The sequence below is a fragment of the Methylobacterium brachiatum genome (assembly GCF_020523825.1).
In the GTDB taxonomy this organism is placed as follows: Bacteria; Pseudomonadota; Alphaproteobacteria; order Rhizobiales; family Beijerinckiaceae; genus Methylobacterium; species Methylobacterium brachiatum.
Window position 1 is genome coordinate 100,737 of record NZ_JAJALK010000013.1, and the last position, 25,580, is coordinate 126,316.

30 protein-coding genes and 1 tRNA gene are annotated in these 25,580 nt (G+C 68.1%); 15 read left to right on the forward strand and 16 right to left on the reverse strand.

Annotated features, from left to right (window positions below; genetic code table 11):
• Positions 1-22 precede the first annotated feature (22 nt).
• Positions 23-2,899: a phosphoenolpyruvate carboxylase gene (locus LGR69_RS24010; protein ID WP_230367578.1), complete on the reverse strand. Its 2,877-nt coding sequence runs from the start codon at positions 2,897-2,899 to the stop codon at positions 23-25.
• Between the two features lie 107 nt (positions 2,900-3,006).
• Here LGR69_RS24010 and LGR69_RS24015 point away from each other — a divergent pair, with 107 nt between their 5' ends.
• Positions 3,007-3,309, forward strand: a complete 303-nt coding sequence (locus LGR69_RS24015) for a hypothetical protein (protein WP_007567076.1) — start codon at positions 3,007-3,009, stop codon at positions 3,307-3,309.
• Positions 3,306-3,929: a hypothetical protein gene (locus LGR69_RS24020; RefSeq protein ID WP_007567078.1), complete on the forward strand. Its 624-nt coding sequence runs from the start codon at positions 3,306-3,308 to the stop codon at positions 3,927-3,929. Before LGR69_RS24015 ends, LGR69_RS24020 begins: the two co-directional genes overlap by 4 nt.
• A gap of 204 nt (positions 3,930-4,133) precedes the next feature.
• On the opposite strand, the gene LGR69_RS24025 is transcribed toward LGR69_RS24020, so the two are convergent.
• The gene (locus tag LGR69_RS24025; protein ID WP_230367579.1) at positions 4,134-4,493 is read right to left on the reverse strand and encodes a ComEA family DNA-binding protein; all 360 of its coding nucleotides are present in this window, start codon (positions 4,491-4,493) and stop codon (positions 4,134-4,136) included.
• 226 nt (positions 4,494-4,719) lie between these two features.
• Here LGR69_RS24025 and rpmF point away from each other — a divergent pair, with 226 nt between their 5' ends.
• Positions 4,720-4,908, forward strand: coding sequence for a 50S ribosomal protein L32 (gene rpmF / locus LGR69_RS24030; protein WP_003601373.1), 189 nt, complete (start codon positions 4,720-4,722; stop codon positions 4,906-4,908).
• A gap of 296 nt (positions 4,909-5,204) precedes the next feature.
• Here the strand turns inward: rpmF and LGR69_RS24035 are convergent, their stop codons facing one another.
• Both LGR69_RS24035 and phaR read right to left on the reverse strand, forming a co-directional pair.
• On the reverse strand, positions 5,205-5,519 hold the full coding sequence (locus tag LGR69_RS24035) for a hypothetical protein (protein ID WP_007567115.1): 315 nt from the start codon (positions 5,517-5,519) through the stop codon (positions 5,205-5,207).
• 119 nt (positions 5,520-5,638) lie between these two features.
• Complete coding sequence (gene phaR / locus LGR69_RS24040) at positions 5,639-6,241, reverse strand: polyhydroxyalkanoate synthesis repressor PhaR (RefSeq protein WP_007567118.1); 603 nt, start codon at positions 6,239-6,241, stop codon at positions 5,639-5,641.
• A 329-nt stretch (positions 6,242-6,570) separates the two neighbouring features.
• On the opposite strand from phaR, the gene LGR69_RS24045 reads away from it, so the two are divergent.
• The 5 genes from LGR69_RS24045 to LGR69_RS24065 all read left to right on the forward strand — a co-directional run bounded on the left by LGR69_RS24045 (position 6,571) and on the right by LGR69_RS24065 (position 9,796).
• Positions 6,571-7,755: an acetyl-CoA C-acetyltransferase gene (locus LGR69_RS24045; RefSeq protein ID WP_007567120.1), complete on the forward strand. Its 1,185-nt coding sequence runs from the start codon at positions 6,571-6,573 to the stop codon at positions 7,753-7,755.
• A 116-nt stretch (positions 7,756-7,871) separates the two neighbouring features.
• Positions 7,872-8,600, forward strand: coding sequence for an acetoacetyl-CoA reductase (phbB, locus tag LGR69_RS24050; protein ID WP_007567122.1), 729 nt, complete (start codon positions 7,872-7,874; stop codon positions 8,598-8,600).
• A gap of 485 nt (positions 8,601-9,085) precedes the next feature.
• On the forward strand, positions 9,086-9,232 hold the full coding sequence (locus LGR69_RS24055; RefSeq protein WP_230367580.1) for a hypothetical protein: 147 nt from the start codon (positions 9,086-9,088) through the stop codon (positions 9,230-9,232).
• A gap of 9 nt (positions 9,233-9,241) precedes the next feature.
• Complete coding sequence (locus tag LGR69_RS24060; protein WP_230367581.1) at positions 9,242-9,535, forward strand: hypothetical protein; 294 nt, start codon at positions 9,242-9,244, stop codon at positions 9,533-9,535.
• A gap of 21 nt (positions 9,536-9,556) precedes the next feature.
• Positions 9,557-9,796, forward strand: a complete 240-nt coding sequence (locus LGR69_RS24065) for a hypothetical protein (RefSeq protein WP_122162258.1) — start codon at positions 9,557-9,559, stop codon at positions 9,794-9,796.
• 206 nt (positions 9,797-10,002) lie between these two features.
• Here LGR69_RS24065 and LGR69_RS24070 read toward each other — a convergent pair whose 3' ends face one another.
• Entirely contained in the window at positions 10,003-11,229 is a 1,227-nt protein-coding gene (locus LGR69_RS24070; RefSeq protein WP_230367582.1) for a glycerophosphodiester phosphodiesterase family protein, read from the reverse strand.
• A 96-nt stretch (positions 11,230-11,325) separates the two neighbouring features.
• On the opposite strand from LGR69_RS24070, the gene yddG reads away from it, so the two are divergent.
• Positions 11,326-12,240, forward strand: a complete 915-nt coding sequence (gene yddG, locus LGR69_RS24075) for an aromatic amino acid exporter YddG (protein ID WP_230367583.1) — start codon at positions 11,326-11,328, stop codon at positions 12,238-12,240.
• Here yddG and LGR69_RS24080 read toward each other — a convergent pair.
• A complete protein-coding gene (locus LGR69_RS24080; RefSeq protein WP_007567132.1) occupies positions 12,237-12,665 on the reverse strand; it encodes a cupin domain-containing protein in 429 nt (142 codons plus the stop codon). The two genes, yddG and LGR69_RS24080, sit on opposite strands and share 4 nt — an antisense overlap.
• A 77-nt stretch (positions 12,666-12,742) precedes the next feature.
• On the opposite strand from LGR69_RS24080, the gene LGR69_RS24085 reads away from it, so the two are divergent.
• On the forward strand, positions 12,743-13,366 hold the full coding sequence (locus tag LGR69_RS24085; protein ID WP_230367584.1) for a ribonuclease D: 624 nt from the start codon (positions 12,743-12,745) through the stop codon (positions 13,364-13,366).
• 163 nt (positions 13,367-13,529) lie between these two features.
• Here the strand turns inward: LGR69_RS24085 and LGR69_RS24090 are convergent, their stop codons facing one another.
• The 7 genes from LGR69_RS24090 to glnA all read right to left on the reverse strand — a co-directional run bounded on the left by LGR69_RS24090 (position 13,530) and on the right by glnA (position 17,468).
• A complete protein-coding gene (locus LGR69_RS24090) occupies positions 13,530-14,168 on the reverse strand; it encodes a VOC family protein (RefSeq protein ID WP_122162262.1) in 639 nt (212 codons plus the stop codon).
• Between the two features lie 40 nt (positions 14,169-14,208).
• The gene (locus LGR69_RS24095) at positions 14,209-14,367 is read right to left on the reverse strand and encodes a hypothetical protein (RefSeq protein ID WP_007567135.1); all 159 of its coding nucleotides are present in this window, start codon (positions 14,365-14,367) and stop codon (positions 14,209-14,211) included.
• The gene (locus LGR69_RS24100; protein ID WP_039903853.1) at positions 14,352-14,546 is read right to left on the reverse strand and encodes a hypothetical protein; all 195 of its coding nucleotides are present in this window, start codon (positions 14,544-14,546) and stop codon (positions 14,352-14,354) included. The genes LGR69_RS24095 and LGR69_RS24100 overlap by 16 nt, the downstream gene beginning before the upstream one ends.
• 13 nt (positions 14,547-14,559) lie before the next feature.
• Positions 14,560-14,952, reverse strand: coding sequence for a hypothetical protein (locus tag LGR69_RS24105; RefSeq protein ID WP_230367585.1), 393 nt, complete (start codon positions 14,950-14,952; stop codon positions 14,560-14,562).
• 15 nt (positions 14,953-14,967) lie between these two features.
• Entirely contained in the window at positions 14,968-15,243 is a 276-nt protein-coding gene (locus LGR69_RS24110; RefSeq protein WP_230367586.1) for a hypothetical protein, read from the reverse strand.
• A 1-nt stretch (position 15,244) separates the two neighbouring features.
• Positions 15,245-15,898 carry an RNase A-like domain-containing protein gene (locus LGR69_RS24115; protein ID WP_230367587.1) on the reverse strand — a complete coding sequence of 218 codons (654 nt, stop codon included), beginning with the start codon at positions 15,896-15,898 and terminating at the stop codon, positions 15,245-15,247.
• A gap of 160 nt (positions 15,899-16,058) precedes the next feature.
• Positions 16,059-17,468, reverse strand: a complete 1,410-nt coding sequence (glnA, locus tag LGR69_RS24120; RefSeq protein ID WP_007567139.1) for a type I glutamate--ammonia ligase — start codon at positions 17,466-17,468, stop codon at positions 16,059-16,061.
• A gap of 340 nt (positions 17,469-17,808) precedes the next feature.
• Between glnA and LGR69_RS24125 the strand changes: the two genes are divergently transcribed.
• Positions 17,809-18,843, forward strand: coding sequence for a glutamine synthetase beta-grasp domain-containing protein (locus LGR69_RS24125; protein ID WP_007567141.1), 1,035 nt, complete (start codon positions 17,809-17,811; stop codon positions 18,841-18,843).
• A gap of 71 nt (positions 18,844-18,914) precedes the next feature.
• On the opposite strand, the gene LGR69_RS24130 is transcribed toward LGR69_RS24125, so the two are convergent.
• On the reverse strand, positions 18,915-19,091 hold the full coding sequence (locus tag LGR69_RS24130) for a DUF2735 domain-containing protein (protein WP_007567143.1): 177 nt from the start codon (positions 19,089-19,091) through the stop codon (positions 18,915-18,917).
• Between the two features lie 237 nt (positions 19,092-19,328).
• Positions 19,329-19,667: a P-II family nitrogen regulator gene (locus LGR69_RS24135; protein WP_003600526.1), complete on the reverse strand. Its 339-nt coding sequence runs from the start codon at positions 19,665-19,667 to the stop codon at positions 19,329-19,331.
• Between the two features lie 194 nt (positions 19,668-19,861).
• Here LGR69_RS24135 and LGR69_RS24140 point away from each other — a divergent pair, with 194 nt between their 5' ends.
• The gene (locus LGR69_RS24140) at positions 19,862-21,367 is read left to right on the forward strand and encodes an NAD(P)H-hydrate dehydratase (protein WP_230367588.1); all 1,506 of its coding nucleotides are present in this window, start codon (positions 19,862-19,864) and stop codon (positions 21,365-21,367) included.
• Here LGR69_RS24140 and LGR69_RS24145 read toward each other — a convergent pair.
• Positions 21,360-22,862: a multicopper oxidase family protein gene (locus LGR69_RS24145; protein ID WP_230367589.1), complete on the reverse strand. Its 1,503-nt coding sequence runs from the start codon at positions 22,860-22,862 to the stop codon at positions 21,360-21,362. The genes LGR69_RS24140 and LGR69_RS24145 overlap by 8 nt on opposite strands.
• Positions 22,863-23,022: 160 nt before the next feature.
• On the opposite strand from LGR69_RS24145, the gene LGR69_RS24150 reads away from it, so the two are divergent.
• The 3 genes from LGR69_RS24150 (at position 23,023) to LGR69_RS24160 (ending at position 25,416) form a co-directional block, all read left to right on the forward strand.
• Positions 23,023-23,107, forward strand: a tRNA-Leu gene (locus LGR69_RS24150).
• Between the two features lie 141 nt (positions 23,108-23,248).
• Entirely contained in the window at positions 23,249-24,664 is a 1,416-nt protein-coding gene (tig, locus tag LGR69_RS24155) for a trigger factor (RefSeq protein WP_230367590.1), read from the forward strand.
• 125 nt (positions 24,665-24,789) lie between these two features.
• Complete coding sequence (locus tag LGR69_RS24160; RefSeq protein ID WP_007567155.1) at positions 24,790-25,416, forward strand: ATP-dependent Clp protease proteolytic subunit; 627 nt, start codon at positions 24,790-24,792, stop codon at positions 25,414-25,416.
• Positions 25,417-25,580: the final 164 nt, after the last annotated feature.

Below are 25,580 nucleotides of genomic sequence, written 5' to 3' on the forward strand. Positions count from 1 at the left end.
GGCTGTCGTCCACTCACAGACTCTACCCGAACGCCCCGACCTCATGCTGGATCATCCCCGAGATCTCCCGCACCTGGTCGAACAGGCGGCGGATCGGCTGGAACAGGTTGGCGTGCTCGGCCTCGTAGGTGCCGACATCCCGGGGGCCGGCGGGCTCGCCGAAATTGAGGCCGAGCGTCGGGTCCGGGGTGACCGGGAAAATCTCGTCGAGGAGTTTCAGGCAGCCGTCGATGTCGAGGCGCAGGAAACGCTCCAGCAGCTGCTCCCGGGAGATGCCGGCCTGCGGGCGGAAGCCCGGAATGTGGACTGCCAGGAACCAGATCCGGTGGATCAGCGCCAGCCGCAGGGCGTGCAGCAGGGTCAGCCGGGCCGACATGCCGGGCAGGTCGGGGGCGGCGGTGGTGAGCGCCAGCCAGTCGCGGGTCAGGCGGCCGAACAGGCCGCGTAACGAGGCGGCGAGGTCGAGGCGCTCCAGGGCGCCGGCGATCACCACCAGCTCCTCCCGGCGAAAGTCCTTCTGGGTGCGCCGGGCCCGTTCCAGCCAGACGGCCGGGTCGAGAGTGTCGATATAGGCGCGCAGCACGTCGAGATCGCCCACCGCGGCGGCGTGCTGGACCAGCCGGAAGGCCCGCGAGAAGCGCACCGAATCCCGGCGCATGTCGCGGAACAGGTCCGGGCCGCGCTGGGCGGCCCGGCCGATCCCGTGGAGGGAATTCGCCAGGAAGCCGAGCTGGTGCAGGATCGCGTTGTTGGGGATCGCCCGCATCTGGCGGGGATGGGTGATCCGGGCCGGCCCGCCCGTGTCGCTCTGGCGCGCCACCGGGCGGGAGCCGGTGCGGTCGATCAGGCTTGGGCCGAAGGTGCCGAGCAGGGCGGCGTAGCCGGCATCGTCGACCAGGGCCTCCATGTCCTGGCGGGCGGCCGTGAAGAATTCCAGGGCGAAATCCGGCTCCGAATAGATCGGGTCGTCCTTGGCGTCGCGGCCCTGCTGGCTGTCGTTGAGGGCATAGTCCGAAAAGCTGTCGTCCTCGGCGATGTCGAGGGCGTAGACGTGCTCGGCGATGCGGGCGACGCTGGCCTGGGCCAGCGCCTCGGTGCCGTAGAGCAGGTAGCCGTCGGTGCCCTGGAAGCTCGATTCGAGCCGCACCTTCAGGCCGGCCTTGCGGGCGCGGTCGCGGGCATCCTCGGGGGCCAGGTAGGCGAGGCGGTCGCGCAGCGAGGTCGGGTGGGCGCCCCGGCCGATCGACTCCCCGTGCGTGTCGAAGATCGCGAGCTCGACATCGGCCAGGCCGTTCTGGACCAGCATCTCGGTGATGCGCAGGCGCAGCCGCTCGATCCAGAAGGTCGCGGCGAGCTGGCCGACATAGCGGCCGGAATCCGAGTAGCCGAATTGCACGGTGAGCCGGCCGATCCGCTTCAGGTACTGGCGCCAATGCGGGTTGCGCAGGGCGTCGTCGAGCACCCGGATGCCCTGTTCCAGGGCGCTCGCGGTCTCGAACAGGGGCGTGATCTCGAGCTTGTCGGCAATGCCGTAATGGCGCGCCAGCCAGAGGGCGGCGAGCAGGGTGTAGCCGGTCTCGGTCTCGGCGATGAGGAAGCGCACCGGGTGGGTGCCGTCCACGTGCTTGAGGATCTGGGCGATGGTCATCATCAGCCGGGCGGCGGAGGCCCGCTCGGCGGCGAGCGCGCCGAAATCCACCGCGACCGGGCGGACGTCGTTCAGGAGCGTGTGGATGGTGGCCAGATGCGAGCGGCGCTGGGCGGAATCGGTCGGCTCGCCCTCCAGGTCGATCACCCGGCGCACGGCGTTGTGGATCTGGCTGGCGTTGAGCCGGAAATGCGGCAGGGCGTTCGACAGGCCGTGGGTGGCGACCCCCGAGCGCAGGACCGCAATCGCCCGCTTGTCGGCCTCGTCGGCGGCTTCCAGGGCGGCGGTGAGCCCGGCCACCAGGGCGCCGGCATCGGTCTGGGCGCGCTCGCGCTCGATGATCAGCGCCAGGGCGAAGCGGTGGACCGATTCCAGCGACGGCTTGTCGCCGAGCCGGGGGGCGACCGCGAGCTGGCGGTTGACCGCGGCGAGCGCGTCTTGGGCGAGCGCCCGGACCTCCCGGCAGGCGGGGCTGTCGGGCAGGTCGCGCATCACCCGGTCGAACTGCATGCGCTTGGAGATCAGCCGGTAGCGCAGGGTGTCCCACCAGCCGATATCGGTGCGCCCGTCGGTGTCGCAGCCGACCCAGCTGGCGATGGCGAAGGGGCGGGGCGTCAGCTCGGTCCAGCGCTCGGGCCAGCGGGCGCGGGCGGCGTCGAGCAGGGCGCCGTTGAACCCGTCGAGGGCGAGGCGGCCGTTATTGGCCGCCGCGCAGGCCTGCTCGAACTCGGCATCCAGGGTGATCGGCGCGTCCGGCCGGGTGGAGAGCGCGGCGGCGCGGGCGATCAGGTCGGCGCGGGCGGCGGCGTCCGCCAGGCTCGCGGCCTGGGCGAGAAGGCCCGCCACGGCTTTCGGCATGCCGAAGGTCGGGTGCGCGGTGAACACCACCGCGAAGGCGGTGCGGTGGATGAAGGCCGCGAAGGCGGCGAGACCGTCCGGGCCGCCGGGGGCGGCGGCGACCAGGCGCGCGGGGATCGCGGCTTGCGGGTCGGCCGGCCCGGATTCGAGCCCGACATAGGCGCGCAGCCGCTCGGCCCGGGCCGCGAGCGCCGCAGCGCGCAGCCGCACGAACAGGCCGTCGAGGTCCCCCGCCGCGATCTCGTTGCGGTCGAACCGGCGGGTGATCGCCAGCGTCACGGCCAGGACCGGATTGCGGAACGGGTCCTCCCGGGCCTGCTCCCGGGCACTCTCGATCAGGCCGAGGAGATGGCTCTCCAGTTCCTCGGGCTCGCGGCTCGGCTCATGCTGCATGGATCCGTCCCGGCTCCGGTCGTCTCGCCTCTACTGTTATAGGCAAGGCATGTTCCACGCATGACGGGGTGACGGCGCCGCCGCGGGCGGCTAGAGCTTCCCGCCTCATGGAGCGCCTGCTGATCATCCTGGCCGTGCTGATCTGTGTCGTGGCCGGGGTCGCGGTGGTCGGCATGTCGGCCCGCAGCCGGCGCGCGCCGCTGCGCATGGGCTCCGAGCTCGACGCCGAGGACGAGCACCTTCTGATCGGCACGGTCGGCCCGTCGCAGAGCCTGATCGACCGCGAGGCCGAGGTGCTCGACCCGCGCCTGCTGGATGTGGAGTCGTTCGACCTGAAACCAATCCCAGCCCCCGAGCGGACCGCGCGGATCGCGCCGCCGCCTCCCGAAGCGCCGGAATCGGGCCGATGAGGGCCGTGCGTCCCGGCGCGGCGGGCTTGCTGCTCGCCCTTCTGGCCGCCCCGGCGGCGCTGTCGGCGCCGGCTGCGCAGCCTCCGGCCCAAACGGCGCCCGCGCCGCCCGAGCCCGCGCCGGAGCCCGCTCCCGCCGCAGCCCCACCGGTGGAGCAGCCCTGCGGGGCCCGGGCGGCGCGCTACGAGGGCGGCAAGGGGTTCGCCATGGTGGTGACCCGATCCGGGCAGGTGCGCACCACCAATCCGCTCCGGCCCCTGACCCCGGAGGTGAACGAGGTCCTGCAGGTCGTGATCGCCGGCAAGGTCGCCACCGCCTACGGGCCGGATTTCTCGACCCTGCGGCGCGGCACCGCCCCGGCCACCATCGAGGCGATGCTGGGCGGGCCGATCCACTGGCAACCGGCCTTGCCGACCCTGCCGGACCCGATCGCCATCGTCACCGAGGAGGGGGCGACCCTGGCGCAGCTGGCGTTCCGCGCCTGCGAGGATCCCCCCGCGGTCAAGGCCGCGCCGAAGCCCCAGGCCAAGAAGAAGGCCCCGGCCAAGCGCGCGGCCCCGAAGCCGGCCGAGAAGGCGCCCCCGGGCTTCTCCGTGCCCCAGGGCGCGATCGCCGAGTAGGCGGGGCAGGGGGCTTCTTGCTGTCAGCGGATGGTGCTTACAGGACGGGGCACGGGTTGCCCCGTCGCACGGGACGCAGCGAGAGCCGGTCCCTTACCCCAACCCTCTCCCGCACGGGGGAGAGGGCCTGTCGCGCCTGGCATCGGTCAACCTGGAACAACGCATCCGCTGGCCGGCCGCAACCCGTTGGCGCGCGCGGAAAAACTACTTCTGCTTGGCGATGACCTTGTCCTTGATCCCGTCATAGACGTTCTTCGGGATAATCTTCTTGGAGACCAGCTCGTCCTTGCCGCGATAGGGCCGGCCCTTGATGATCGCGGCGGAGCGAGCCTCGCCGATGCCCGGCAGGGCATCGAGCTCGGCGGCGCTGGCGCTGTTGAGGTCGAGCAGGGCGCCCTTGGCGGCGTTGGGCGACCCGGCCACGGGCGCGCTCGGGGCGGTCGGCTTGGCGGGGGCGGTCGGGGCCGCGGGGCTCGACGTCTGGGGTGCCTGCGCCCAGGCGGGCGCCGCCAACAGGCTCGAGAGCAGGGCGAGGGCGGTAAAAGTCTTTTTGGAGGAAGCCATGGCGGTTCTCCCGAAGGGCCGGCCCGCTGCGCGGTGCCGTGGCCCGGATCTAGGTCCCGGCGACTTGAACCCCGGCTTAACGGTTGTGGTGCTGCGCCTCTAGCCACGGCCGGGCGCCGGCGTTATAAGCGCGCCCTCATCCGTATCCCGCGGTGTGCGAGGCGATCCTTGATCGAGGAGCCGCCCGCGCGCCGCTTTGCCCGCGGCATCACGAAGGATCCCTGCCATGGCCGTTCCGAAGCGAAAGACTTCCCCCTCCCGTCGCGGCATGCGCCGCTCGGCCGACGCCCTCAAGGCGCCGACCTATGTCGAGGACAAGGATTCGGGCGAGCTGCGCCGTCCCCACCACATCGACCTGAAGACCGGCATGTATCGCGGCCGTCAGGTGCTGAAGGTGAAGTCGGCCGAGGCGTAAGCTTCGGGATCGATTCGGGGCCCGGGACGTCCCAGTCTCGGCCTCATCCTGAGGTGCGCGCGCGAAGCGGGCGCCTCGAAGATCCTTCCGGAAGACACAAAGATCCCTGGCCCCCCTCGAGGCCCGCTGAGGCGGTCACTTCAGGACAAGGGGAACGCTTGCGATGTGCGTGACGCGCGCATCCCGGCACCATGATCGCGAGCGCATCTATGCAGGGCGGCACACGCTCTGCGGCCGTAGCGGTCTGCCGGGTTGCTTCGCTGCGCTCGAAATGACGGCAAGGCGATCAAGAATCATCACGCCAGCCGGCGTGCGGCCTCCGCGTAGCGCGCCGCGGCTGCCCGGGTGCGTTCCAGCCGCGACGGCCTGAGGGTCGGATCGCTGGCGGTCAGCAGGTGCGTGACGAAGCCCGCGGCCGCCCCACCTGTGCCGAATCGGTCCGGCGGGATGATCGTCGCGCGCGGCTCCGGCCGGCCTCCATCCAGAACCACCAGGGCCCGGACCGGCGGGATCGCGTCCGTGGACGCGACCGACCCGCTGGCGGCGGCCGCAGGGTGGGCCGGCCCGCTCCAGGCTGCACCGGTCCGGCCGATTCTCTCGATCCGCGCCATGGCGACACCCTCCGCACGTTTCCGTGCCCGTGTCGCCAACGTGGGACTGGCCTTAACGGTTCGTCAACTTATCGGAAACACGTAGTCGCACCCCCGTGACCGGTTTTCGCCAGCCAATGTCACTTCTTGGCGAGCGCCTCGAGGCGTTGCTGCATCTCCAGCATCTGCCGCTTGAGGTCGTCGAGCTCGCCGCCGGAATAGGCCGGCGTGCCCTGCGGCGGCGCCTGCGGGGCCGGGGACTGCGCCCCGCCGGCGGGCGGCGCGAAACCGGTGAACATCTTCATGGCGTCGCCGAAGAAGTTCATGTTGGTCCGCACCGACTGCTCGATCGCGTTCTGGAACGCGGCCGGGCCGAAGCTGTGGGCGAATTTCTCGCGCAGGCCGTCCTGATCCTTGGCGAAGTTCGCCATCGAGAATTCCAGGAAGCTCGGCACCATGGTGCGCATGCTGTCGCCGTAGAAGCGGATCAACTGGCGCAGGAACGCCACCGGCAGCAGGTTCTCGGCGCCGGCCTTGTTCTCCTGCTCGAAGATGATCTGCGTCAGCACCGAGCGGGTGATGTCGTCGCCCGCCCGCGCATCGTAGACGACGAAATCCTCGCCGTTCTGGACCATCGTGGCGAGGTCTTCCAGCGTCACGTAGGTCGAGGTGCCGGTGTGATACAGGCGCCGGTTGGCGTATTTCTTGATGACGGTCTGGGTGGCCTTGACGGTATCCGCCATCGGGAACGGCCTTTCTGGACTCGGGACTCTAGGGGCGTTTCAGGCTCGCGCGATGCGACCCGGCGGGGATCGTCTTCGCGCCCGCAACACGATCCTTAAAGCCTTCCACGGGCGCAGAAAACAGCAAACTGCGCCTCTTCAACGCAGAATAATGCCGGGTGCGGGCCCGCGCACAGACCATTTTAGTCTCTCAGCCGCGTCATCGAGGCGTTTTCAGGCTTGAGCGTCATCCTTGACTTCGCCGATCCGAGGCCCTTCATCGCGGGACAGGCTTCAGAGCGCGCCCGGATCGAGGAAGGCGCGCCGGCTCGTAAGAGGAGAACGTTCACATGGCAGGCAGCGAAGAGATCGTCATCGTCGGGGCCGCGCGCACGGCGGTCGGCTCGTTCGGCGGCGCCTTCGGGGCGGTGCCGGCCCACGAGCTCGGCGCCACCGCGATCAAGGCCGCCCTGGAGCGCGCCAACGTGTCCCCCGAGGACGTGGACGAGGTGATCTTCGGCCAGGTGCTCACCGCCGGCGCCGGCCAGAATCCGGCCCGTCAGGCCGCCATCAAGGCCGGCATCCCCGAGAAGGCCACCGCCTGGGGCCTCAATCAGGTCTGCGGCTCGGGCCTGCGCACCGTCGCCATCGGCATGCAGCAGATCGCCAACGGCGACGCCACCGTGATCGTGGCCGGCGGCCAGGAATCGATGTCGCTGTCGCCCCACGCCCAGTACCTGCGCGGCGGCCAGAAGATGGGCGACATCAAGCTCGTCGACACGATGATCAAGGACGGGCTCTGGGACGCCTTCAACGGCTACCACATGGGCCAGACCGCCGAGAACGTGGCCCAGGCCTTCCAGCTCACCCGCGAGCAGCAGGACCAGTTCGCCACCCGCTCGCAGAACAAGGCCGAGGCCGCTCGCAAGGAGGGCCGGTTCAAGGACGAGATCGTGCCGGTGACGATCCCCGGCAAGAAGGGCGACACCGTCGTCGACACCGACGAGTACATCCGCGACGGCGCCACCGTTGAGGCGATGGCCAAGCTCAAGCCGGCCTTCTCCAAGGAGGGCACGGTGACGGCTGCCAACGCGTCCGGCCTGAACGACGGCGCCGCCGCTCTCGTGCTGATGTCGGCCTCCGAGGCCGAGAAGCGCGGGCTCACGCCCCTCGCCAAGATCAAGTCCTGGGCGACCGCGGGCGTCGACCCGAAGGTGATGGGCACCGGCCCGATCCCGGCCTCCCGCAAGGCCCTCGAGAAGGCCGGCTGGAAGCCCTCCGACCTCGACCTGATCGAGGCCAACGAGGCCTTCGCGGCGCAGGCGCTGGCGGTGAACAAGGATATGGGCTGGGACGATGCGAAGGTGAACGTCAACGGCGGCGCCATCGCCATCGGCCACCCAATCGGTGCCTCGGGCGCCCGGGTGCTCGTCACCCTGCTGCACGAGATGAAGCGCCGCGACGCCAAGAAGGGCCTCGCCACGCTCTGCATCGGCGGCGGCATGGGCGTCGCGATGTGTGTCGAGCGGCCCTGATCCTTTTGTAACGGCCGGCTGTCCACCAATATAGACTTGAGTCCTAACTCAGAAAAAATCGCGTGCGGACGCCATCCGCACGCGGCATCACGTGATGCGAACAGGAGGAAACAACAATGGCTCAAGGACGCGTCGCACTCGTGACGGGCGGCACCCGCGGTATCGGCGCCGCGATCTCGAAGGGCTTGCAGGCCAAGGGCTACAAGGTCGCGGCCAATTACGGCGGCAACGACGAGGCGGCCCAGGCCTTCAAGGCCGAGACCGGCATCCCGGTCTTCAAGTTCGACGTGGGTGATCTGGCCAGCTGCGAGGCCGGCATCAAGGCGATCGAGTCCGAGGTCGGGCCGATCGAGGTGCTGGTCAACAATGCCGGCATCACCCGCGACGGCGCCTTTCACAAGATGACCTTCGACAAGTGGCAGGCGGTCATCAAGACCAACCTCGACTCGATGTTCACCTGCACCCGGCCGCTGATCGAGGGCATGCGCAACCGCGGCTTCGGCCGGATCATCATCATCTCGTCGATCAACGGCCAGAAGGGCCAGGCCGGCCAGACCAATTACTCGGCCGCCAAGGCCGGCGTGATCGGTTTCGCCAAGGCGCTGGCCCAGGAGAGCGCCTCCAAGGGCATCACGGTCAACGTGATCGCACCGGGCTACATCGCCACCGACATGGTGATGGCGGTGCCGGAGGAGATCCGCAACAAGATCATCGCCACGATCCCGACCGGCCGCCTCGGCAAGGCCGAGGAGATTGCCCACGCGGTCGAGTATCTGGCGAGCGACGAGGCGGGCTTCATCAACGGCTCGACGCTCACCGTGAACGGCGGCCAGCACTTCGTCTGACCGCTTTTTTAGGGTGTACAGGGCGCGCCCGGTTCCGCCGGGGCGCCGTGCTCATCACCGACGCCGCGTTGCCCCGCCGGGCCGCGCGGCGTTTCTTTTTGGATGTCGCGCGCCGCCGCTCAGTTTCGAAACGGCCGATCCCCAACGCCCTCATCCAGGGGCACCCAAGCGAAGCGGAGGCCCCGAACGGGCACTCCGGAAGCGACCGCGATCCCGGACAGCCCGCCGAGCAGGCAAAACCTTAGCCAGCCGTTCGGCCGATGGCCGCCATTGAGCAAAGAAGACTTCGCAGGCCGCGCAAGTCTGACGAATCCGTTCCTGCGCCGTAGATCCTGTCGGAATGCGTGTGGATCTGTGCATTGCGGGAGCGGGCGCGTGAAATCGCACAGGTGCTCCGGAGCACGAACAATTTGAGCGGTCCCGGATAGGTCTCGTTCCAGCCGGGCGTGGTTGTTCACGCCAGCACAGACGAAGGCCCCGACACGATGAACACCACATTCACCATGCGCTCTGCCGGTGAAGATCTTGCCGCCGACCGGAAGATCCGTGCGCGTGGCGCCTCGACCTTCGCCAAGCTCGGCCTTGCCGCCGCCTGCGCGCTCGGCCTCGCCGCCTGCGTCACCCCGCAGTAGCGGCACGCCATGGATGGCAACCAGTGCTACGCGTTCGGGTTCGAGCCCCGCACCGACGCCTTCGCCCAGTGCATGATGGATCTCCACCAGCAGCGCGCGCTGACCCAGGCCAACCGGAACCTGTACTGGCAGTCCCACTTCGCCGAGCAGACCCGCCGCCGGGAGGCGCAGCAGGATCTCTACAAGCAGATGAGCCTGCAGCGCAGCGGCGACACGCGCTTCCCCGTCTGCGGCGCCGCCTCGGATGGCGGCATGGACCGCCGGACCATGACCTGGTTCGGCCCGAACTGCCGCGCCCGCTGATCCCGATCCGGAGAGACTCCTATGTCCGATCTCATCGCCCGCGGCCCGCGGAACCCGAGCCGGCTCATCTTCGTCGCCACCGCCCTGGTCGGCGCCGCGACCGGATTCGCGACCGGCGACTTCGGGTTGTTCTGCCTGGCCGTCCTCGGCTGCGCGATCCTGTTGTCCGCCAGTTACGCGCTGGTCCGGCGCTGGCTCGGTTGGGAGCCGCTGAAGGTCGACGACCTGTTCGAAGTGGTGCGGCTGCTGTCGCCGCACTGATCCTCTTCCCTTCGCGGGCTACGCGCAGGGAATCCGAGACGACCGGCCCAATCCGTCGAAGGCTCGCCGGTCACGCCCGCATCATCGCCGCCGCATTCACGCCCTCGAGATCGCCATGACCCTCGCCCTGATGCTCGCCTGCGTCCTCCTGGTTAACGTCGTGATGGCCGGCCTGTTCTCGCTCGTCGCCCTCTGGGCCGACTGAGCTACGGAGCGCCGACGCAATTGGCGTAGAAGGTCGTGGTCGCCGGCCAGTCCGAGAACACGCCGAGCACGCCGACCTGGCCGTGCAGCACGTCCAGCAACCGCAGGATGTCGCCATCCCCGGTTACCACCGGTTTGATCGACTGGTAGTAGTATCCGCCGCCCTCTTTCAGCGGCCCAGAGCGCTCCAGCGACCAGGCGATCAGGCCGAGCCCGGCCTTCTTCGCCTCCCTTGCATAGGTCGAGGGCTCGATCGCACCGTCAGGACCGGGACGGACCAGCATCCACAGGGGCGGCGCCAGGATCTTGACCCCCTTGGCGGCGAGCTCCGCCATGCCGGGCTTCCAGGTCTCCGGCTTCTCCGGATCGAAGCCCTTGGTGGTCTCGTCGCGGTCGTCGAGGAAGATCGCCTGGCGGCCGAATTCCGGGTCCTTCTCCAGCCAGTACAGGATATCCCGGAGCTGGAAGCTCTGCGGATAGACGTCGGAAGCCGGGATCCCGGCCTGCTTGTACTCGTCGATCAGCTGCTGGGCGTATTGGTCCTGGGTGTAGCTGCCCTCGAACGGCATCGGCACCTGGGGCGCCTTCAGCTCGGGGGTGAACTTGCGGCCCATCCCTCTCACCAGGGCGATGTATTCCTTGTGGGACATCAGCGTGCCGGTGGTGGCGTAGAGGTCGGTGCGCCAGTGCGGCGTCGCGTTCATGTAGGCCGCGACCGTGGTTGCGTCCGGGTCGGCCGCGTCCATCTTGCCGTTGAGCGACTTGAACTCGGCCAAGGTCAGGTCGCTGGTGCAGCACTTGGCCGACGCCTTGCGGCCGGTGGCCGGGTCGGCGGGCTCGAACCCCTTGGTGCATTTCGCGGCGAGGTTCGGCCGGGCCAGGATGTCGGTGGTCGTGTGCAGGTCGCACTGGCTGTGCCGGCAGACCAGCTGGCGGTCCTTGGTGAAGGCGACATCGCACTCGATGATCCCGACGCCCATCCGATAGGCGGCGAGCAGCCCCTCCTTGGTGTGCTCGGGGAACATCAGCGGCGCGCCCCGGTGCGAGATCGAGAAGGTTCTCGGCGTGTAGGGCCGGTCGATGCCGCAGGCGGACAGGTGGTCCTTCAGCGGCCCGGGCTTCAGCTGGTCGACGAGGTAGAACGGGCGCGGTCCGAGCTGCACGCCCTCGCCGGCGAGCGCCGAGCCTCCCGTCAGCAGCAGCCCAAGGACAGCAAGGATCGCGCGCATCGACAGATCTCCCGGTTGCAGCGCCCGTAGAGCGCGACCGTGACAGGGGCGTGAAGCAGCCTCGCCGACTCAAGGCGCGCATGATAGCTGCGATTCATGAGCCAGACAGCGTCATCTTCGGCCCGCGACAGGGCGCGCTCGGCCGCGACCGTGGCGGGGTTCGGGGCGATCCTGCTGTGGTCGCTGCTCGCCCTGTTCGCCGCGGCCTCCGGCACGGTGCCGCCGTTCCAGCTCGCCGCCATGACCTTCTGGATCGGCGGCCTGTGCGGCTGCGCCACCTGGATCGCCCGGCCGTCCCGGGCCCGGGCTCTGCTCCAGCCCTGGCCGGTCTGGCTCCTCGGCGTCGGCGGGTTGTTCGGCTACCACGCGCTCTATTTCAGCGCCCTGCGTCTGGCCCCGCCGGCCGAGGCGGGCTTGATCAACTATCTCTGGCCGCTGCTGATCGTCCTGTTCTCCGCCCGGCTGCCGGGGGCGGGCGGGCTGCGCGCGGGCCATGTCGCGGGCGCGGCTCTGGGACTGGCCGGCGTGGCCGCCCTGTTCGCCGGCCGGGGCAATCTCGATTTCGCCGCGGGGGCGTTGCCGGGCTACGCCGCCGCCCTGGCCGCGGCCTTCGTGTGGGCCGCCTACTCGGTGTTGTCCGCCCGGGTCGGCGAGGTACCGACCGACGCCGTCGCGGGTTTCTGCCTGGTCACGGCGGCCCTGAGCCTGGCCTGCCACCTCGTCTTCGAGACGACGATCTGGCCCGCGGACGCCACCCAATGGGGCGCGGTGCTGCTCCTCGGGATCGGGCCGGTGGGGGCCGCCTTCTATCTCTGGGATATCGGCTGCAAGCGCGGCGATGTCCGCCTGCTCGGCGTCACCGCCTACGCGGCCCCGGTCCTGTCGACCCTGATCCTGGTGGCGACCGGCTATGCCAAGCCCGTGCCGGCTCTGGCGCTCGCCTGCCTGCTGATCGTGGCCGGCGCGCTGACGGCGGTGCGCGCCTCGCGGGCGGCGCCGAAGGCGGTCTAGCTCCGCGGAGTCGGCCGCCAATCCGGCGGGGCCATCTCGAAGCCCGCGAAGTCGAAGCCCGGCGAGACCGTGCAGCCGACCAGCGTCCACGCGCCCAGGCTGGTGGCGGTCTGCCAGTGCCCCGCCGGGACCACGCATTGCGGGCGCTGCCCGGCCGCGAGGTCCGGCCCGAGATGCTGGGCGGTGGCGTCGTGGCCGTTCGGGCTGGTCGTGATCACCAGCGGCGCGCCGGCGTGCCAGTGCCAGATCTCGGTGGCGTCGACCCGGTGCCAGGCGGAGGCCTCGCCGATATCGAGCAGGAAGTAGATCGCGGTGCCGACCGAGCGGCCGTCCACCGTGCGCGGGTCGCGGAAGGTCTCGCGGTAATGCCCGCCCTCCGGATGGGGCTTCAGCCCCAGGGTCGCGATCACCTCGGCTGCCGTCATCATTCGCGTCTCCGTCCTTCGCTTGCCGCCACTCGGCGCCGATGGTACCGGCCAAATCGTTGGAAGGTCCCGAAAAAATGCCGAGCCCGATTGTACGCCTCCACCGCGGCGACCTGCCCGCCGATTACGACGCCGGGCGGGCCGTGGCCATCGACACCGAGACGCTGGGGCTCAATCCGCACCGGGACCGGCTCTGCGTGGTGCAGATCTCCACCGGCGACGGCACGGCCGACGTGGTCCAGATCCCCCAGGATGGCCCGGAGCCGGCCGTGCTCAAGCGCGTGCTCGCCGATCCCGAAATCCTGAAGATCTTCCATTTCGCCCGGTTCGACGTGGCGGTCCTGTTCAAGGCGTTCGGGGTGATGCCGGGGCCGGTCTACTGCACCAAGATCGCCTCGAAGCTCGCCCGCACCTACACCGACCGTCACGGGCTCAAGGACGTGGTCCGCGAGCTCGTGGGTGTCGACCTGTCGAAGCAGCAGCAATCCTCCGACTGGGGGGCCGAGACCCTGACGCAGGCGCAGCAGGATTACGCAGCCTCCGACGTGCTCTATCTCCACGCCGCCCGGGAGCGGCTCGACGCCATGCTGGCCCGGGAGGGCCGCACCGATCTCGCCGCCGCCTGCTTCGCCTTCCTGCCCACCCGCGCCCGGCTCGACCTCGACGGTTGGCCCGAGACCGACATCTTCGCGCATACGTGAACAACGTTGCCGGCCGCGGGGCGATTCCGGCAGGGCCTGAGACTTTCCCGTCACCGCAGCGCGAACGGTCGCTGCTAGGTTGCTTTCGCCGGGGCTTGTGAGTCCCGGCCAGGCCCTCCTCGCCGGTCACCCACCCGATCAGGCCGGCGAGGAGGGTCCGTCCTCAGGTCAGGGTCCGCAGGCCCGACAGCGTTGCGATCCGGGCTGTCCAGCGCGGGGCCGGGCCAGGCTCGATCCGCGGCGGGTCGGTGAGGCCGAGGTCCGCATGGAGCGCCGCCACCGCTTCCGGCTCCGGATGGGTGAGCGAGAAATCATCGAGATGCGCCCCGAAATCCGGCATCGTCCCGGCCGGGTGCGGGCGGTCGCCCCAGTCCATCACGTAGGGCGCGGCGCCGTCTGCCGGCCAGGTCCCGTCCGGGCGCAGGCCGAAGCGCCACGACAGCGTGCCCCGGGTCAGCGTCGCCGCCGCGCCGAGCAGGTCGGGATGGGCGGCGAGCAGAGTGTCGATGTCATTGGTGCGGGCGACGAAGCCGCGCAGCCGCCGCCCGGCCTCCCACTCCGCCCGCACCCGCGCCGCATCGCCGAGGCCGAACCAGCGGGCGCGGGGCGGCGGCGCTGCCTCGGGATCGACGGCGATCACTTCGAGGAACGTCGATGCGCCGAGGCGGAGCAGATGGTTGCGGGTGCCCATCTCGGAATGGCGCCCGCCCTCCGGCATGTCGAGGCCGAGGCAGGCCCGGACATGGGCCACGCCCTCCGCGAGGTCGGGGGCCACGACGACGAGGTGGTCGAGGGTGAGCATCCGTGCATCTGCCGCTTTGAACGATCGAGACGTCCGCGTGTCACATGCCCTTCCGCAGGTCGAGATGAACCTGGATAAGCAAGCGTCGAAGGTCCTCCGGATCAAGGAAGCGCAAGTCGGTGCAGGCGGTGGCCCGGAATTTCATCCGTTTCTCCGGTGTTAGGTCGCTCCCCAGCACCGCGCCTATGAAATCGCGCAAGCGGCGCGATCCTCGCCCTTGAAGCAGCCAAGACTCGCGGCGGTGGCTTCCTCGAACGACGCGTCCTGATCGTCGATGCTCTGATTGAACCGCTCACCGAAGCGGATGAATTCCGGTGTCGCAGGCATCCGTCCCGATTCCCGCCGCGCCCGGTTCCGCAGCTTGCTCTGCCGGCTCACGACTGCTTTCGCGTCACAATCTGTCTCGCACTCTCTTGAGGAAGGCTCTGAGTTCGGCGCCATCGTAGAACACGATGTCTGCCTCCGACGACCACCACAGCTTTCGCAGTTCCTCGTCCGAGACATCGTCCTGCGTGAGGGTGTCAAGATAGGCTTTCAGGCGGCCTCGTTCGGTTTCGTCCTTGAAAGGGGAAAGAATCCATTGAATTACCGCGTCTTCAGTAGAAAAATCCTCCATAAGATCTTGGTGGAATTGACGTGTGAATGTGTCAAATTCTGACGATTTTACCGACGGACGTGAAGCCGATTGGATGATGATTTCAGGGCGGAAGGCTTGTTTTAAAATATCGACTTCATCAGTATTGAGCTTAGTAAATACAACAATTAGAAAAAATAACATGATCATTCAGATATCCTATAATCATAATCGATCGCGAATATTATTAAGCAACAATCTTAGTGGCGGTGCAGAATGGAACAACCAATGCGCTTTTGAGTCGTTCCAGATATCCAATAATTCCTTGCCGTCGAAATCATCGCTTGTGATAAGAGATAGATAATCACGCAGAGATAAACGGCGCTCTTGCGAAAACGGCTCTATGACAAATTCCAAAAGTTCCGCTTCCGTGCTAAAAATTAGATCGACATCTTGAAAAAAGCGTTCGGTCAATTCGTCGAACTCTGGATGTGTAGCCATATTAATCTCCTTCATTGTAAGGAAACGCTGATTGTACGTGATAACCTCGCGACGACCGTCGATCGCGGACTATGTATATGGCTACGCCATACGTATTTCTCATGTACATCACGCCATCTTTGGTAATGTATGCCTCGCGGCCAGTTCGATATCCGAACCGCGTTGTAAAGTAGGCGCGGTCTTTCTCCCCAGATGCCACTCCATCAACGCGCTGGGCGTTGATTTCCAACGTTCGATTAACGAGGTCGTTAGCTGACTCTCGGGAGTCGAACGAGCCGTCGCGTTGCAGTCCGCCATGAGCCAACAGGTTTCCCCATTGGCTCTTCCGCACGCGTTCCATCATCTCTTCGTCGGTCTTTCCGACGTGTGACTCAATTGTATGTCCCCCGAGTTTTTCCTCTTCTTCTAAAACTACGTTATATTGATATTTATCTTTGTTGCTGACATTATATATGTGCGCTGTGTTGTCGTTCTCAGACCGAACTGAACCGTCGTCACTCGTCCACTGTCCCCCGTCCGGATGTCCGGCGGGGACCCGCGGTTGGCCGGGATTGTAGGCGCGAAAGACGAGGCTGAGTCGAAGCAGCTTTACCTCAACACTGAGAGCTGCCAGCTGCCACCGGAACCGGGTGACGACGATCTCTTTCGTGACCATGAATCACCCCGCCTGCGACCGGGTCATTCATAGGCTAATAATCTTATTTGTCAAGCTTGTTCTTGTTTTGTTCGACAATCGACTTTGGAGTAGGCCACGGGCGATTCCACCTCACCTCTCACAGTCGAGGGCCGGGCGTCACGCCCGGCCCCCTCTCACATCACAGCGAGTAGTACTGCACGAACTCGATCGGGTGCGGGGTCATCTCGTAACGCAGCACCTCGGTCATCTTCAGCTCGATGAACGAGTCGATCTGGTCGTCCGTGAACACGCCGCCTTCCTTGAGGAAGGTCCGGTCCTTGTCGAGGCTGGTGAGCGCCTCGCGGAGCGAACCGCACACGGTCGGGATCTTCTTCAGCTCCCGGGGCGGCAGCTCGTAGAGGTCCTTGTCCATGGCCGGGCCCGGATCGATCTTGTTGCGGATGCCGTCGAGGCCGGCCATCAGCAGGGCCGAGAAGGCCAGGTAGGGGTTGGCCATCGGGTCGGGGAAGCGGACCTCGACGCGCTTGGCGTTCGGGCTCTTGGTCCACGGGATCCGGCAGGAGGCCGAGCGGTTGCGCGCCGAGTAGGCGAGCAGCACCGGCGCCTCGTAGCCCGGCACCAGCCGCTTGTAGGAATTGGTCGAGGGGTTGGTGAAGGCGTTGAGCGCCTTGGCGTGGCGGATGATGCCGCCGATGTACCAGAGGCATTCCTGGCTGAGGCCGGCATACTTATCGCCGGCGAAGACCGGCTTGCCGTCCTTCCAGATCGACTGGTGAACGTGCATGCCCGAGCCGTTATCGCCGTAGACCGGCTTGGGCATGAAGGTCGCCGACTTGCCGTAGCTCTGGGCGACGTTGTGGATGCAGTACTTGTAGATCTGCATGTGGTCGGCGAGCTTGGTCAGCACGTCGAACTTCATGCCGAGCTCGTGCTGGGCGCTGGCCACCTCGTGGTGGTGCTTCTCGACCTTCACGCCCATGGACTGCATCGCGGCCAGCATCTCGCCGCGCATGTCCTGGGCCGAATCCTGCGGCGGGACCGGGAAGTAGCCGCCCTTGGTCTGGACCCGGTGGCCGAGATTGCCGCCCTCGTAATCGGTGAAGCCGTTGGTCGGCAGCTCGTTCGAGTCGAGCTCGAAGCCGGTTCGGTACGGGTCGGCCGCGAACTTCACGTCGTCGAACACGAAGAACTCGGCCTCGGGGCCGACATAGATCGTGTCGCCGATCCCGGTCTGCTGCAGATAGGCCTCGGCGCGCTTGGCGGTGCCGCGGGGATCGCGCGAATAGGGCTCGCCGGTAGCGGGCTCGAGCACGTCGCAGACGATCGACAGGGTCGAGGCCGAGAAGAACGGGTCCAGGCAGGCGGTGGACGGATCCGGCATCAGCAGCATGTCGGACTCGTTGATCGCCTTCCAGCCGGCGATCGAGGAGCCGTCGAACATCGTGCCTTCGGCGAAGATCTCGTCGTCGATGAGCGACACGTCGAACGTCACGTGCTGCCACTTGCCGCGGGGGTCTGTGAACCGGAAGTCCACGTAGCGTACGTCGTTGTCCCGGATGGTCTTCAGAACCTCGGCCGCAGTCGTCATCGTGGGCATCCTCCAGGAAAGGCGTCGGGGATTCTCGCGCGGGGCGTCCACCTTGGGTCGGGCCGCACCGGCCGCGCCGCTTGATATCCGTCGCGGGGCCGCCTTGCCACCCGGGCAGACGGGGAATCGCTCACGGAGCGAGAGGTTTGGCCCATGCGGGCCGCGCGCTCTCGATAGCGTGAACGCCGTTCGGAGGGAATTGGCCCCATCCGGGGTCCGGCGAGGCGGTTTCTGGCATGCTCCATGCAAAGGCGGCAGCGGCCGTCGAGGCGGCGGCAAGCCGTTCGCGTCGCCCGGGATTTGACCAGGTCGCGCATCGACAACGGACGAGAGAACCGGAATGACGAAATATAAGCTCGAGTATATATGGCTCGACGGGTACACGCCGGTCCCGAATCTGCGCGGCAAGACGCAGATCAAGGAATTCGACAGCTTCCCGACCCTCGACCAGCTCCCGATGTGGGGCTTCGACGGCTCGTCCACGAAGCAGGCCGAGGGCGGCAGCTCCGACTGCATGCTCAAGCCCGTGCGCCACTTCCCCGACCCGGCCCGCAAGAACGGCGTCCTGGTCCTGTGCGAAGTGATGATGCCGGACGGCAAGACCCCGCACGAGTCCAACAAGCGCGCCACCATCCTGGATGACGCCGGGGCCTGGTTCGGCTTCGAGCAGGAGTACTTCCTGTACAAGGACGGCCGCCCGCTCGGCTTCCCGGCCAGCGGCTTCCCGGCCCCGCAGGGCCCGTACTACACCGGCGTCGGCTATTCGAATGTCGGCGACGTCGCCCGCAAGATCGTCGAGGAGCATCTCGACCTCTGCCTCGACGCCGGCATCAACCACGAGGGCATCAACGCCGAGGTGGCCAAGGGCCAGTGGGAATTCCAGATCTTCGGCAAGGGCTCCAAGAAGGCCGCCGACGAGATGTGGATGGCCCGCTACCTCCTGCAGCGCCTGTGCGAGAAATACGGCATCGACGTCGAGTACCATTGCAAGCCGCTCGGCGACACCGACTGGAACGGCTCGGGCATGCACTGCAACTTCTCGACCGCGTTCATGCGTGAGCACGGCGGCAAGGCCTATTTCGAGAAGCTCATGGAGGCGTTCAAGAACGCCCGCGAGGACCACATCGCGGTCTACGGCCCGGACAACCACATGCGGCTGACCGGCAAGCACGAGACCGCCTCGATCCACGAATTCTCGTACGGCGTGGCCGACCGCGGCGCCTCGATCCGCGTGCCCCACTCCTTCGTGAACAACAACTACAAGGGCTATCTGGAGGATCGCCGCCCGAACTCGCAGGGCGACCCCTACCAGATCGCCTCGCAGGTGCTGAAGACGATCTCTTCGGTGCCGACCGAGGCCGCTGTCGCCGCCTAAGGCGGAACGGGAGCCTCGGCCTTCCGATGAGACGTTCCGGAGCCGGGCCCGCGCGCCCGGCTTCGCCGTCTTCACGTCCGGCGCGGGCGCTCGTCGTCGCGGATCGCGGCCTCGTGGTACCAGGCGCCGCCGAAGCTCGGCATCGGCGCGGGCTTGGCCTTCTCCGCCGCCCGCGGTGCCGGTCGGGCGCGCCGGAACGCCGACAATTCATAGATCTTGGCGGTGTCACGCCCGTCGGTTCCGGCCATCACATGGTCCTCCTGAATGGATTCGAGGCGGCCGATCGGCCGTCCGTTCCAGAGGATGTGGGGTTGCCGGCGCAACACTCCATGCCCTGGCACGTCGATGCCGGACATTCGTGCAGCGTGAATTCTTAGGCAGGACGGTGGCGGAGCAGGAAAACGCCCGCGCGGGACGTCGGAATGCTGGTCGCTTCCGGGATCAGGGCACAAGATCCGCCGGCGCGAAGCCGCGCGGATCAGCCGTCAGATCGCGTCGGTGCCGGTCTCGCCGGTGCGGATGCGGATCGCTTCTTCGATCGTCGAGACGAAGATTTTGCCGTCGCCGATGCGGCCGGTCTGGGCCGACTTGCGGATCGCCTCGACGGCGCCCTCGACGAGCGCGTCCGACAGGACGATCTCGAGCTTCACCTTGGGCAGAAAGTCGACCACGTATTCGGCGCCGCGATAGAGCTCGGTATGGCCCTTCTGACGGCCAAAGCCCTTCGCCTCGATGACGGTGATGCCCTGGAGGCCGACCTCCTGGAGCGCCTCCTTCACCTCGTCGAGCTTGAAAGGCTTGATGATCGCTTCGATCTTCTTCATGCCGCTCGGGCCTGCGCTGCGCTGCCGGATATTTCTAACATCGTCGTGAAGCCTCCGCCACGCCGTTTTCGCGACGGGCGCCACGTTAGTGCCCATTCGGCGCGCAGGCTACGCACATCCTTCGGGCTTTCGATGAATTTGTGGCGCATTTTTAATCACCGGTGTTCGGTGCACGGGCAGACGTGGAGATGAGCATGCGGGTGCTGACGGTCGCGGCGATGCGGCAGGTCGATGCGGCGGCGATCGCGGGGGGGGTACCGGGCATCCGGCTGATGGAGGCGGCCGGGGCCGCGGTCGCCGGGCGCGCCGCCGCGCGGCTGCCGGCGGGCGGGCGGGTCGTGGTCCTGTGCGGACCCGGCAACAATGGCGGCGACGGGTTCGTGGCCGCGCGGCTGCTGGCCGAGCGCGGCTATGCGATCGACCTGTTCCTGCTCGGCGAGCGCGCGGCGCTGACGGGCGACGCCGCCCTCGCGGCCGAGGCCTGGACCGGTCCGGTGCACCCGGCCGCCGCCGACGCGCTGCCGTCATGTGACCTCGTGATCGATGCCTTGTTCGGCGCCGGCCTGTCGCGCGATCTCGACGGTGCGGCCCGCGCCCTGGTGGAGGCCGTGAATGCCGGCGGTGGTCCGGTGCTCGCTGTGGATGTGCCGAGCGGCGTCGACGGCGATACCGGTGCCGTGCGCGGCGTCGCGATCCGGGCCGTGGAGACCGTGACCTTCGTGGCGTTCAAGCCGGGACACCTGCTCCAGCCCGGCCGGGGCCTGTGCGGCCACCGCCATCTGGCCGATATCGGGACGGGCGCGGCGGCCTTGGAGGTCGGTCTCGGTGCCGCGACGCCACCGATCTACCGGAACGGGCCGGACCTGTGGGCGAAAACCTTTCCCCGGCTCACCGGGGAGAGCCACAAATATACACGGGGCCACGCCCTGGTCCTGTCGGGTCCGGCCACCAAGACCGGCGCGGCCCGGCTCGCCGCCCGGGGCGCCCTGCGGGTCGGGGCCGGCCTGGTCACCCTGGCCTCGCCCCAAACGGCCCTGGCCGAGAACGCCGCCCAGCTCACCGCGATCATGCTGCGCCCCTGCGAGACGGCGGACGACCTCGACGATCTGCTCACCGACGAGCGGCTCAACGTCGTGCTGGCCGGCCCGGGCCTCGGCACCGGCGAGCCGACCCGTGAGCGCGTCGCGGTGGCCGCGGCTGCCGGGCGCAGCCTCGTGCTCGACGCCGACGCGCTGACGAGCTTTGCCGGACAGGCGCCGCTGCTCGCCGCCCATCTCGCGGATGGCGACGCGCAGGCGGTGCTCACGCCGCATGAAGGCGAGTTCGCACGGCTGTTCAAAGGGACGGAAGCTACCGCCGAGGGGGCCGACAAGGTCGCCCGCACCCGCGCCGCCGCCGCGCTCATCGGCGCCGTCGTGGTTCTGAAGGGATCCGACACCGTGATCGCGAGTCCCGACGGGCGCGCCGCGATCAACGATCACGGCAGCCCCTATCTCGGCACCGCAGGCTCGGGCGACGTGCTGGGCGGGCTGATCGCCGGGCTGCTGGCCCAGGGCATGCCGGCCTTCGAGGCTGCGGCGGCCGGCGTCTGGCTCCACGGCGATGCCGGGCTCCGCCATGGGCCGGGCCTGATCGCCGAGGACATCCCGGAGCTGATGCCCGCCGCGCTCGGGAGCCTCGTCGAAGCCGGGCTCAGGTAACCTCGAACATCGTCCACAGGCCGGTGTCGAACCGCTCCAGCACCGTGGCGCTGATCAGCCAGCGCCCCGGATTGTCGGCCAGGAAGCCGATGCGGGCGGTGCGGCCTTCAAGGAGCTGGAACGTGTCGAGCCAGTAGGGCTCCCAGCCGTCGTCCAAGGGATGGAGCAGGCGGAAGCAATGGCCGTGCAGGTGCAGGGCCTGCGGGAAGGCGGTCTCGTTGCGCAGGGCCAGCACCACCACCTGCCCGCGCTTCACCGTGAAGATCGGCTGCAGGCCCATACTCGCGCTGGTGCCGTTCACCGACCAGATTTTTTGGGGATCGCCGGTGTAGACCGGCTCTGGCGCCGGCTTGTCCTTCGGCGCGTCTTTGGCGGCCTCCTTGGCCGCCTTGGGCACGAAGGCGCCGCCGGTGATCACCACGTCGCGCCGCAGGGCGTTCTGAAGCTTGATCTCGGCGGGCAGGCGCTTGTTCTCGCCGATCGGCCCGATGGGCGGCCGCTTCTCGGTGATCTTGGCGCCCTTGGTGGTGACGGTGGCCAGGGTCAGGCCCTGGCCGACCAGCGCGATGATCGAGCAGGTGGCGCCCTCCTGCTCGGGCAGGTCGACCATAAGGTCGTAACGGGTGCCCGGGGGGAACGGCAGGGTCGCGCGCAGGGGCTCGAACGTATCGGTGGGCTGCCCGTCCACGGCCGCGACATAGACCTTCACGCCCTCGAACCGGAGCCGCGTGCCGCGGGCGTTGCAGGCATTGCCGAGGCGCAGGCGCACCCGCGCGCCCGGGCGCGCCTCGAACGTGTCCGGCACCGGCTTGCCGTTGACCGTCACGAGATTGCCGAGGCGCCCGTTCGTGGCGGCGAAGAGCGGCTGCCCGAACGGCATCAGGCCGGCATCGTCTTCCAGCCGCCAATCCTGCATCACCAGCCCGACATCGGCATCGACCACCGGCGGATTCGCCTCCTCGACGATCAGCATGCCGGCGAGTCCCCGGCCGGACGGCTCGCTCGACCCGCCGACCACGAGGGGGCGGATCAGGTAGGTCCCGGCATCCGGGGGCGTGAACTGGTACAGGAAGTCTGCGCCCGGCAGGATCGGCGCCTGGGTCACGCCGCCCACCCCGTCCATCGCGTTGACGTTGCGGACCCCGTGCCAGTGCAGCGACAGCGGCTTGTCGGTGCGGTTCTCGATCTTGAGTCGGACCGGCTGGCCGAGCTTGATCCGCACCAGCGGCGGCACGGTCTTGCCGTCGAAGCACCAGATTGGCGTCTCGGCCGCGGGCTCGGGCCGCAGCCGGACCTTGCCGGGGGTGGCCGGCAGGCTCGGGGGCGCAGCCTCGGCCGGTGCCGAACCCGGCGTCGCGGGTTTCTCGGGCGCGGTCGCCTGCGCCTGCACCGCCTCCGGCAGCAGCCCGAACGCGGCCGCCGTGGCGAGCAGGGTCCGGCGCGACGGCGTTCCGCCGCGCGGATCGGTCGGCGGCACGGGGCGGAATGAGGTCATGGGGTCTCGACGGCGGCTCGCAGCGGGCCTGGGTAGATAGCCGCGTGCCCGGGCGCGCGCCACCGCCGGCACGGGAGGTTAAGTTTTTTGCTGCGAGCCGTGCGGCCCATGCTATAGGGCGCGCTTCCGGCGGCCGGCGACGCGCCGGGTGTCGGCACGCGCGGGCGTGGCGGAACTGGTAGACGCGCTGGATTTAGGTTCCAGTGTCGCAAGACGTGGGGGTTCGAGCCCCTCCGCCCGCACCAGGACGCTTCGAGATGGCGCGGCCCCGCTCGGGGCCGTCTCATCCCCGTATCCGACACCGTCGTTTCCCGGACCGCGCGACCAAGCCGCACGACGCCGGCCCGGCCGGCGACCACAAGGTTTTTTGAAGAGCGACGACGACGATGCAGGTGACCGAGATCAACGCCCAGGGTCTGAAGCGCGAGTTTCAGGTGCTGCTGGCCGCCCAGGAACTCGAGGAGCGCCTGACGACCGAGCTCTCCGGCATGAAGGACAAGGTCCAGCTGAAGGGCTTCCGCCCCGGCAAGGTCCCGGTCGCGCATCTGCGCAAGGTCTATGGCCGCTCGGTCATGGCCGAGGTGGTGCAGAACGCAGTCAACGAGGCCAACCGCAAGATCGTGGCCGATAACGGCCTCAAGCTGGCGCTGGAGCCGCAGGTCGAGTTCCCGACCGACCAGGCCGAGGTCGAGAAGGCGCTCGACGCTAAGGCCGACCTGGCCTTCAAGGTCGCCCTCGAGGTGATGCCGAATTTCGAGCTGGCCGACCTCTCCGACGTCAGCCTCAAGAAGCTCGTGGCCAAGCCCGACGAGTCCGAGGTCGACGAGGCCCTGCAGCGCATGGCCGGCCAGAGCCGTCCGTTCACCGAGCGGGAGGAGGGCGCCGAGGCCCAGAACGGCGACCGGGTCACCATCGATTTTGTCGGCCGCATCGACGGCGAGGAATTCCAGGGCGGCAAGGGCGAGGGGATCGACCTGGAGCTCGGCTCCGGCTCGTTCATCCCGGGCTTCGAGGAGCAGCTGGTCGGCGCCAAGGTCGGCGACAAGCGCGTCGTGAAGGCGACCTTCCCCGAGGCCTACGGCGCCGAGCATCTCGCCGGCAAGGATGCCGAGTTCGACGTGACCGTCACCAAGATCCAGGCCCCGGGCGAGGCCAAGATCGACGACGAGTTCGCCAAGTCGCTGGGCATGGAATCCCTCGAGAAGCTGCGCGAGGCGATTGCCAAGGCGATCGGCGGCGATTTCGAGGCGGCGTCGCGCCGCAAGCTCAAGAAGGAGCTCCTGGACGCGCTGGACGGCAAGTACGCTTTCGAGCTGCCGCCGACCCTCGTCGCGCAGGAATTCGCCAGCGTCTGGGCGCAGGTGGAGCAGGACCTGAAGGCCCGCGGCAAATCGTTCGAGGACGAGGACACCACCGAGGAGAAGGCCCAGGCCGACTACCGGAAGATCGCGGAGCGTCGCGTCCGTCTCGGTCTCGTGCTTGCGCAGGTCGGCGAGAGCGCCGATATCAAGGTTTCCGACGAGGAGGTGAACCAGGCCCTCATCGCCCGGGTCCGGCAGTTCCCGGGCCAGGAGCAGCAGGTGTGGGACTTCTACCGTAAGAACCCGCAGGCGCTCGCCGAGCTTCGGGCGCCGCTGTTCGAGGAGAAGGTGGTTGACCACGTCCTCGGTCAGGTCAAACTCGTTGAGGAGCCGGTCTCGAAAGAGACGCTTTTCGCCGATGAGGATGACGACGACACGACCGGCGAGAAGCCGGCAGATAAGGCCGAGGCCGAGGCCAAGACCGAGGCAAAGGCCGACTGAGCCCCGCACTGTCCCAGGACGGCGGGCATAGGGTTAGGCGATGGTTAAGCATCGCCGGTGTTCGCTGACATGCCCGGGCTGCCCTGATTCGCGGCAGCCCCGGGCCTCACTCTGGGCAGGACGAGATGAGAGATCCGATCGACGTCTATAACAACGCACTCGTGCCGATGGTCGTCGAGCAGTCGAGCCGCGGCGAGCGCGCCTTCGACATCTACTCCCGCCTCCTGCGCGAACGCATCATCTTCCTCACCGGTCCCGTTGAGGATTACGGTGCGTCGCTGATCGTGGCGCAGCTGCTGTTCCTCGAGGCCGAGAATCCGAAGAAGGAAATTTCCTTCTATATCAATTCCCCCGGCGGCGTCGTCACCTCGGGCCTGTCGATCTACGACACGATGCAGTTCATCCGCTGCCCGGTGACCACGCTCTGCGTCGGCCAGGCCGCCTCGATGGGCTCCCTGCTGCTCACCGCCGGTGAGCCCGGCCACCGGTTCGCCCTGCCGAACGCCCGGATCATGGTCCACCAGCCGTCCGGCGGCTTCCAGGGCCAGGCCACCGACATCCTCATCCATGCCCGCGAGATCGAGGCGCTGAAGCGGCGCCTGAACGAGATCTACGTGAAGCATACCGGCCGTGATTATGCGGCCATTGAGAATGCGCTGGAGCGCGACAATTTCATGACTGCGGATGCGGCCAAGGAGTTCGGCCTCATCGACGAGGTCATCCAGAAGCGTCCCGAGCCCGCAGCCGCCTGACGGTTGCGTCGCCTGACCGCCGCGGCGTGGCCTTGATCCCGCCGCGGCAGCGTGTTTGCATCCGATGACAGGGCCCATCGGTCAAAGGCGCGCAGCATACTGTTTCTTTAAACGGGCCCCCTTACGTTGAAGCGATGCGCGTGCGCCCTTAGCCGGCTGCGTAC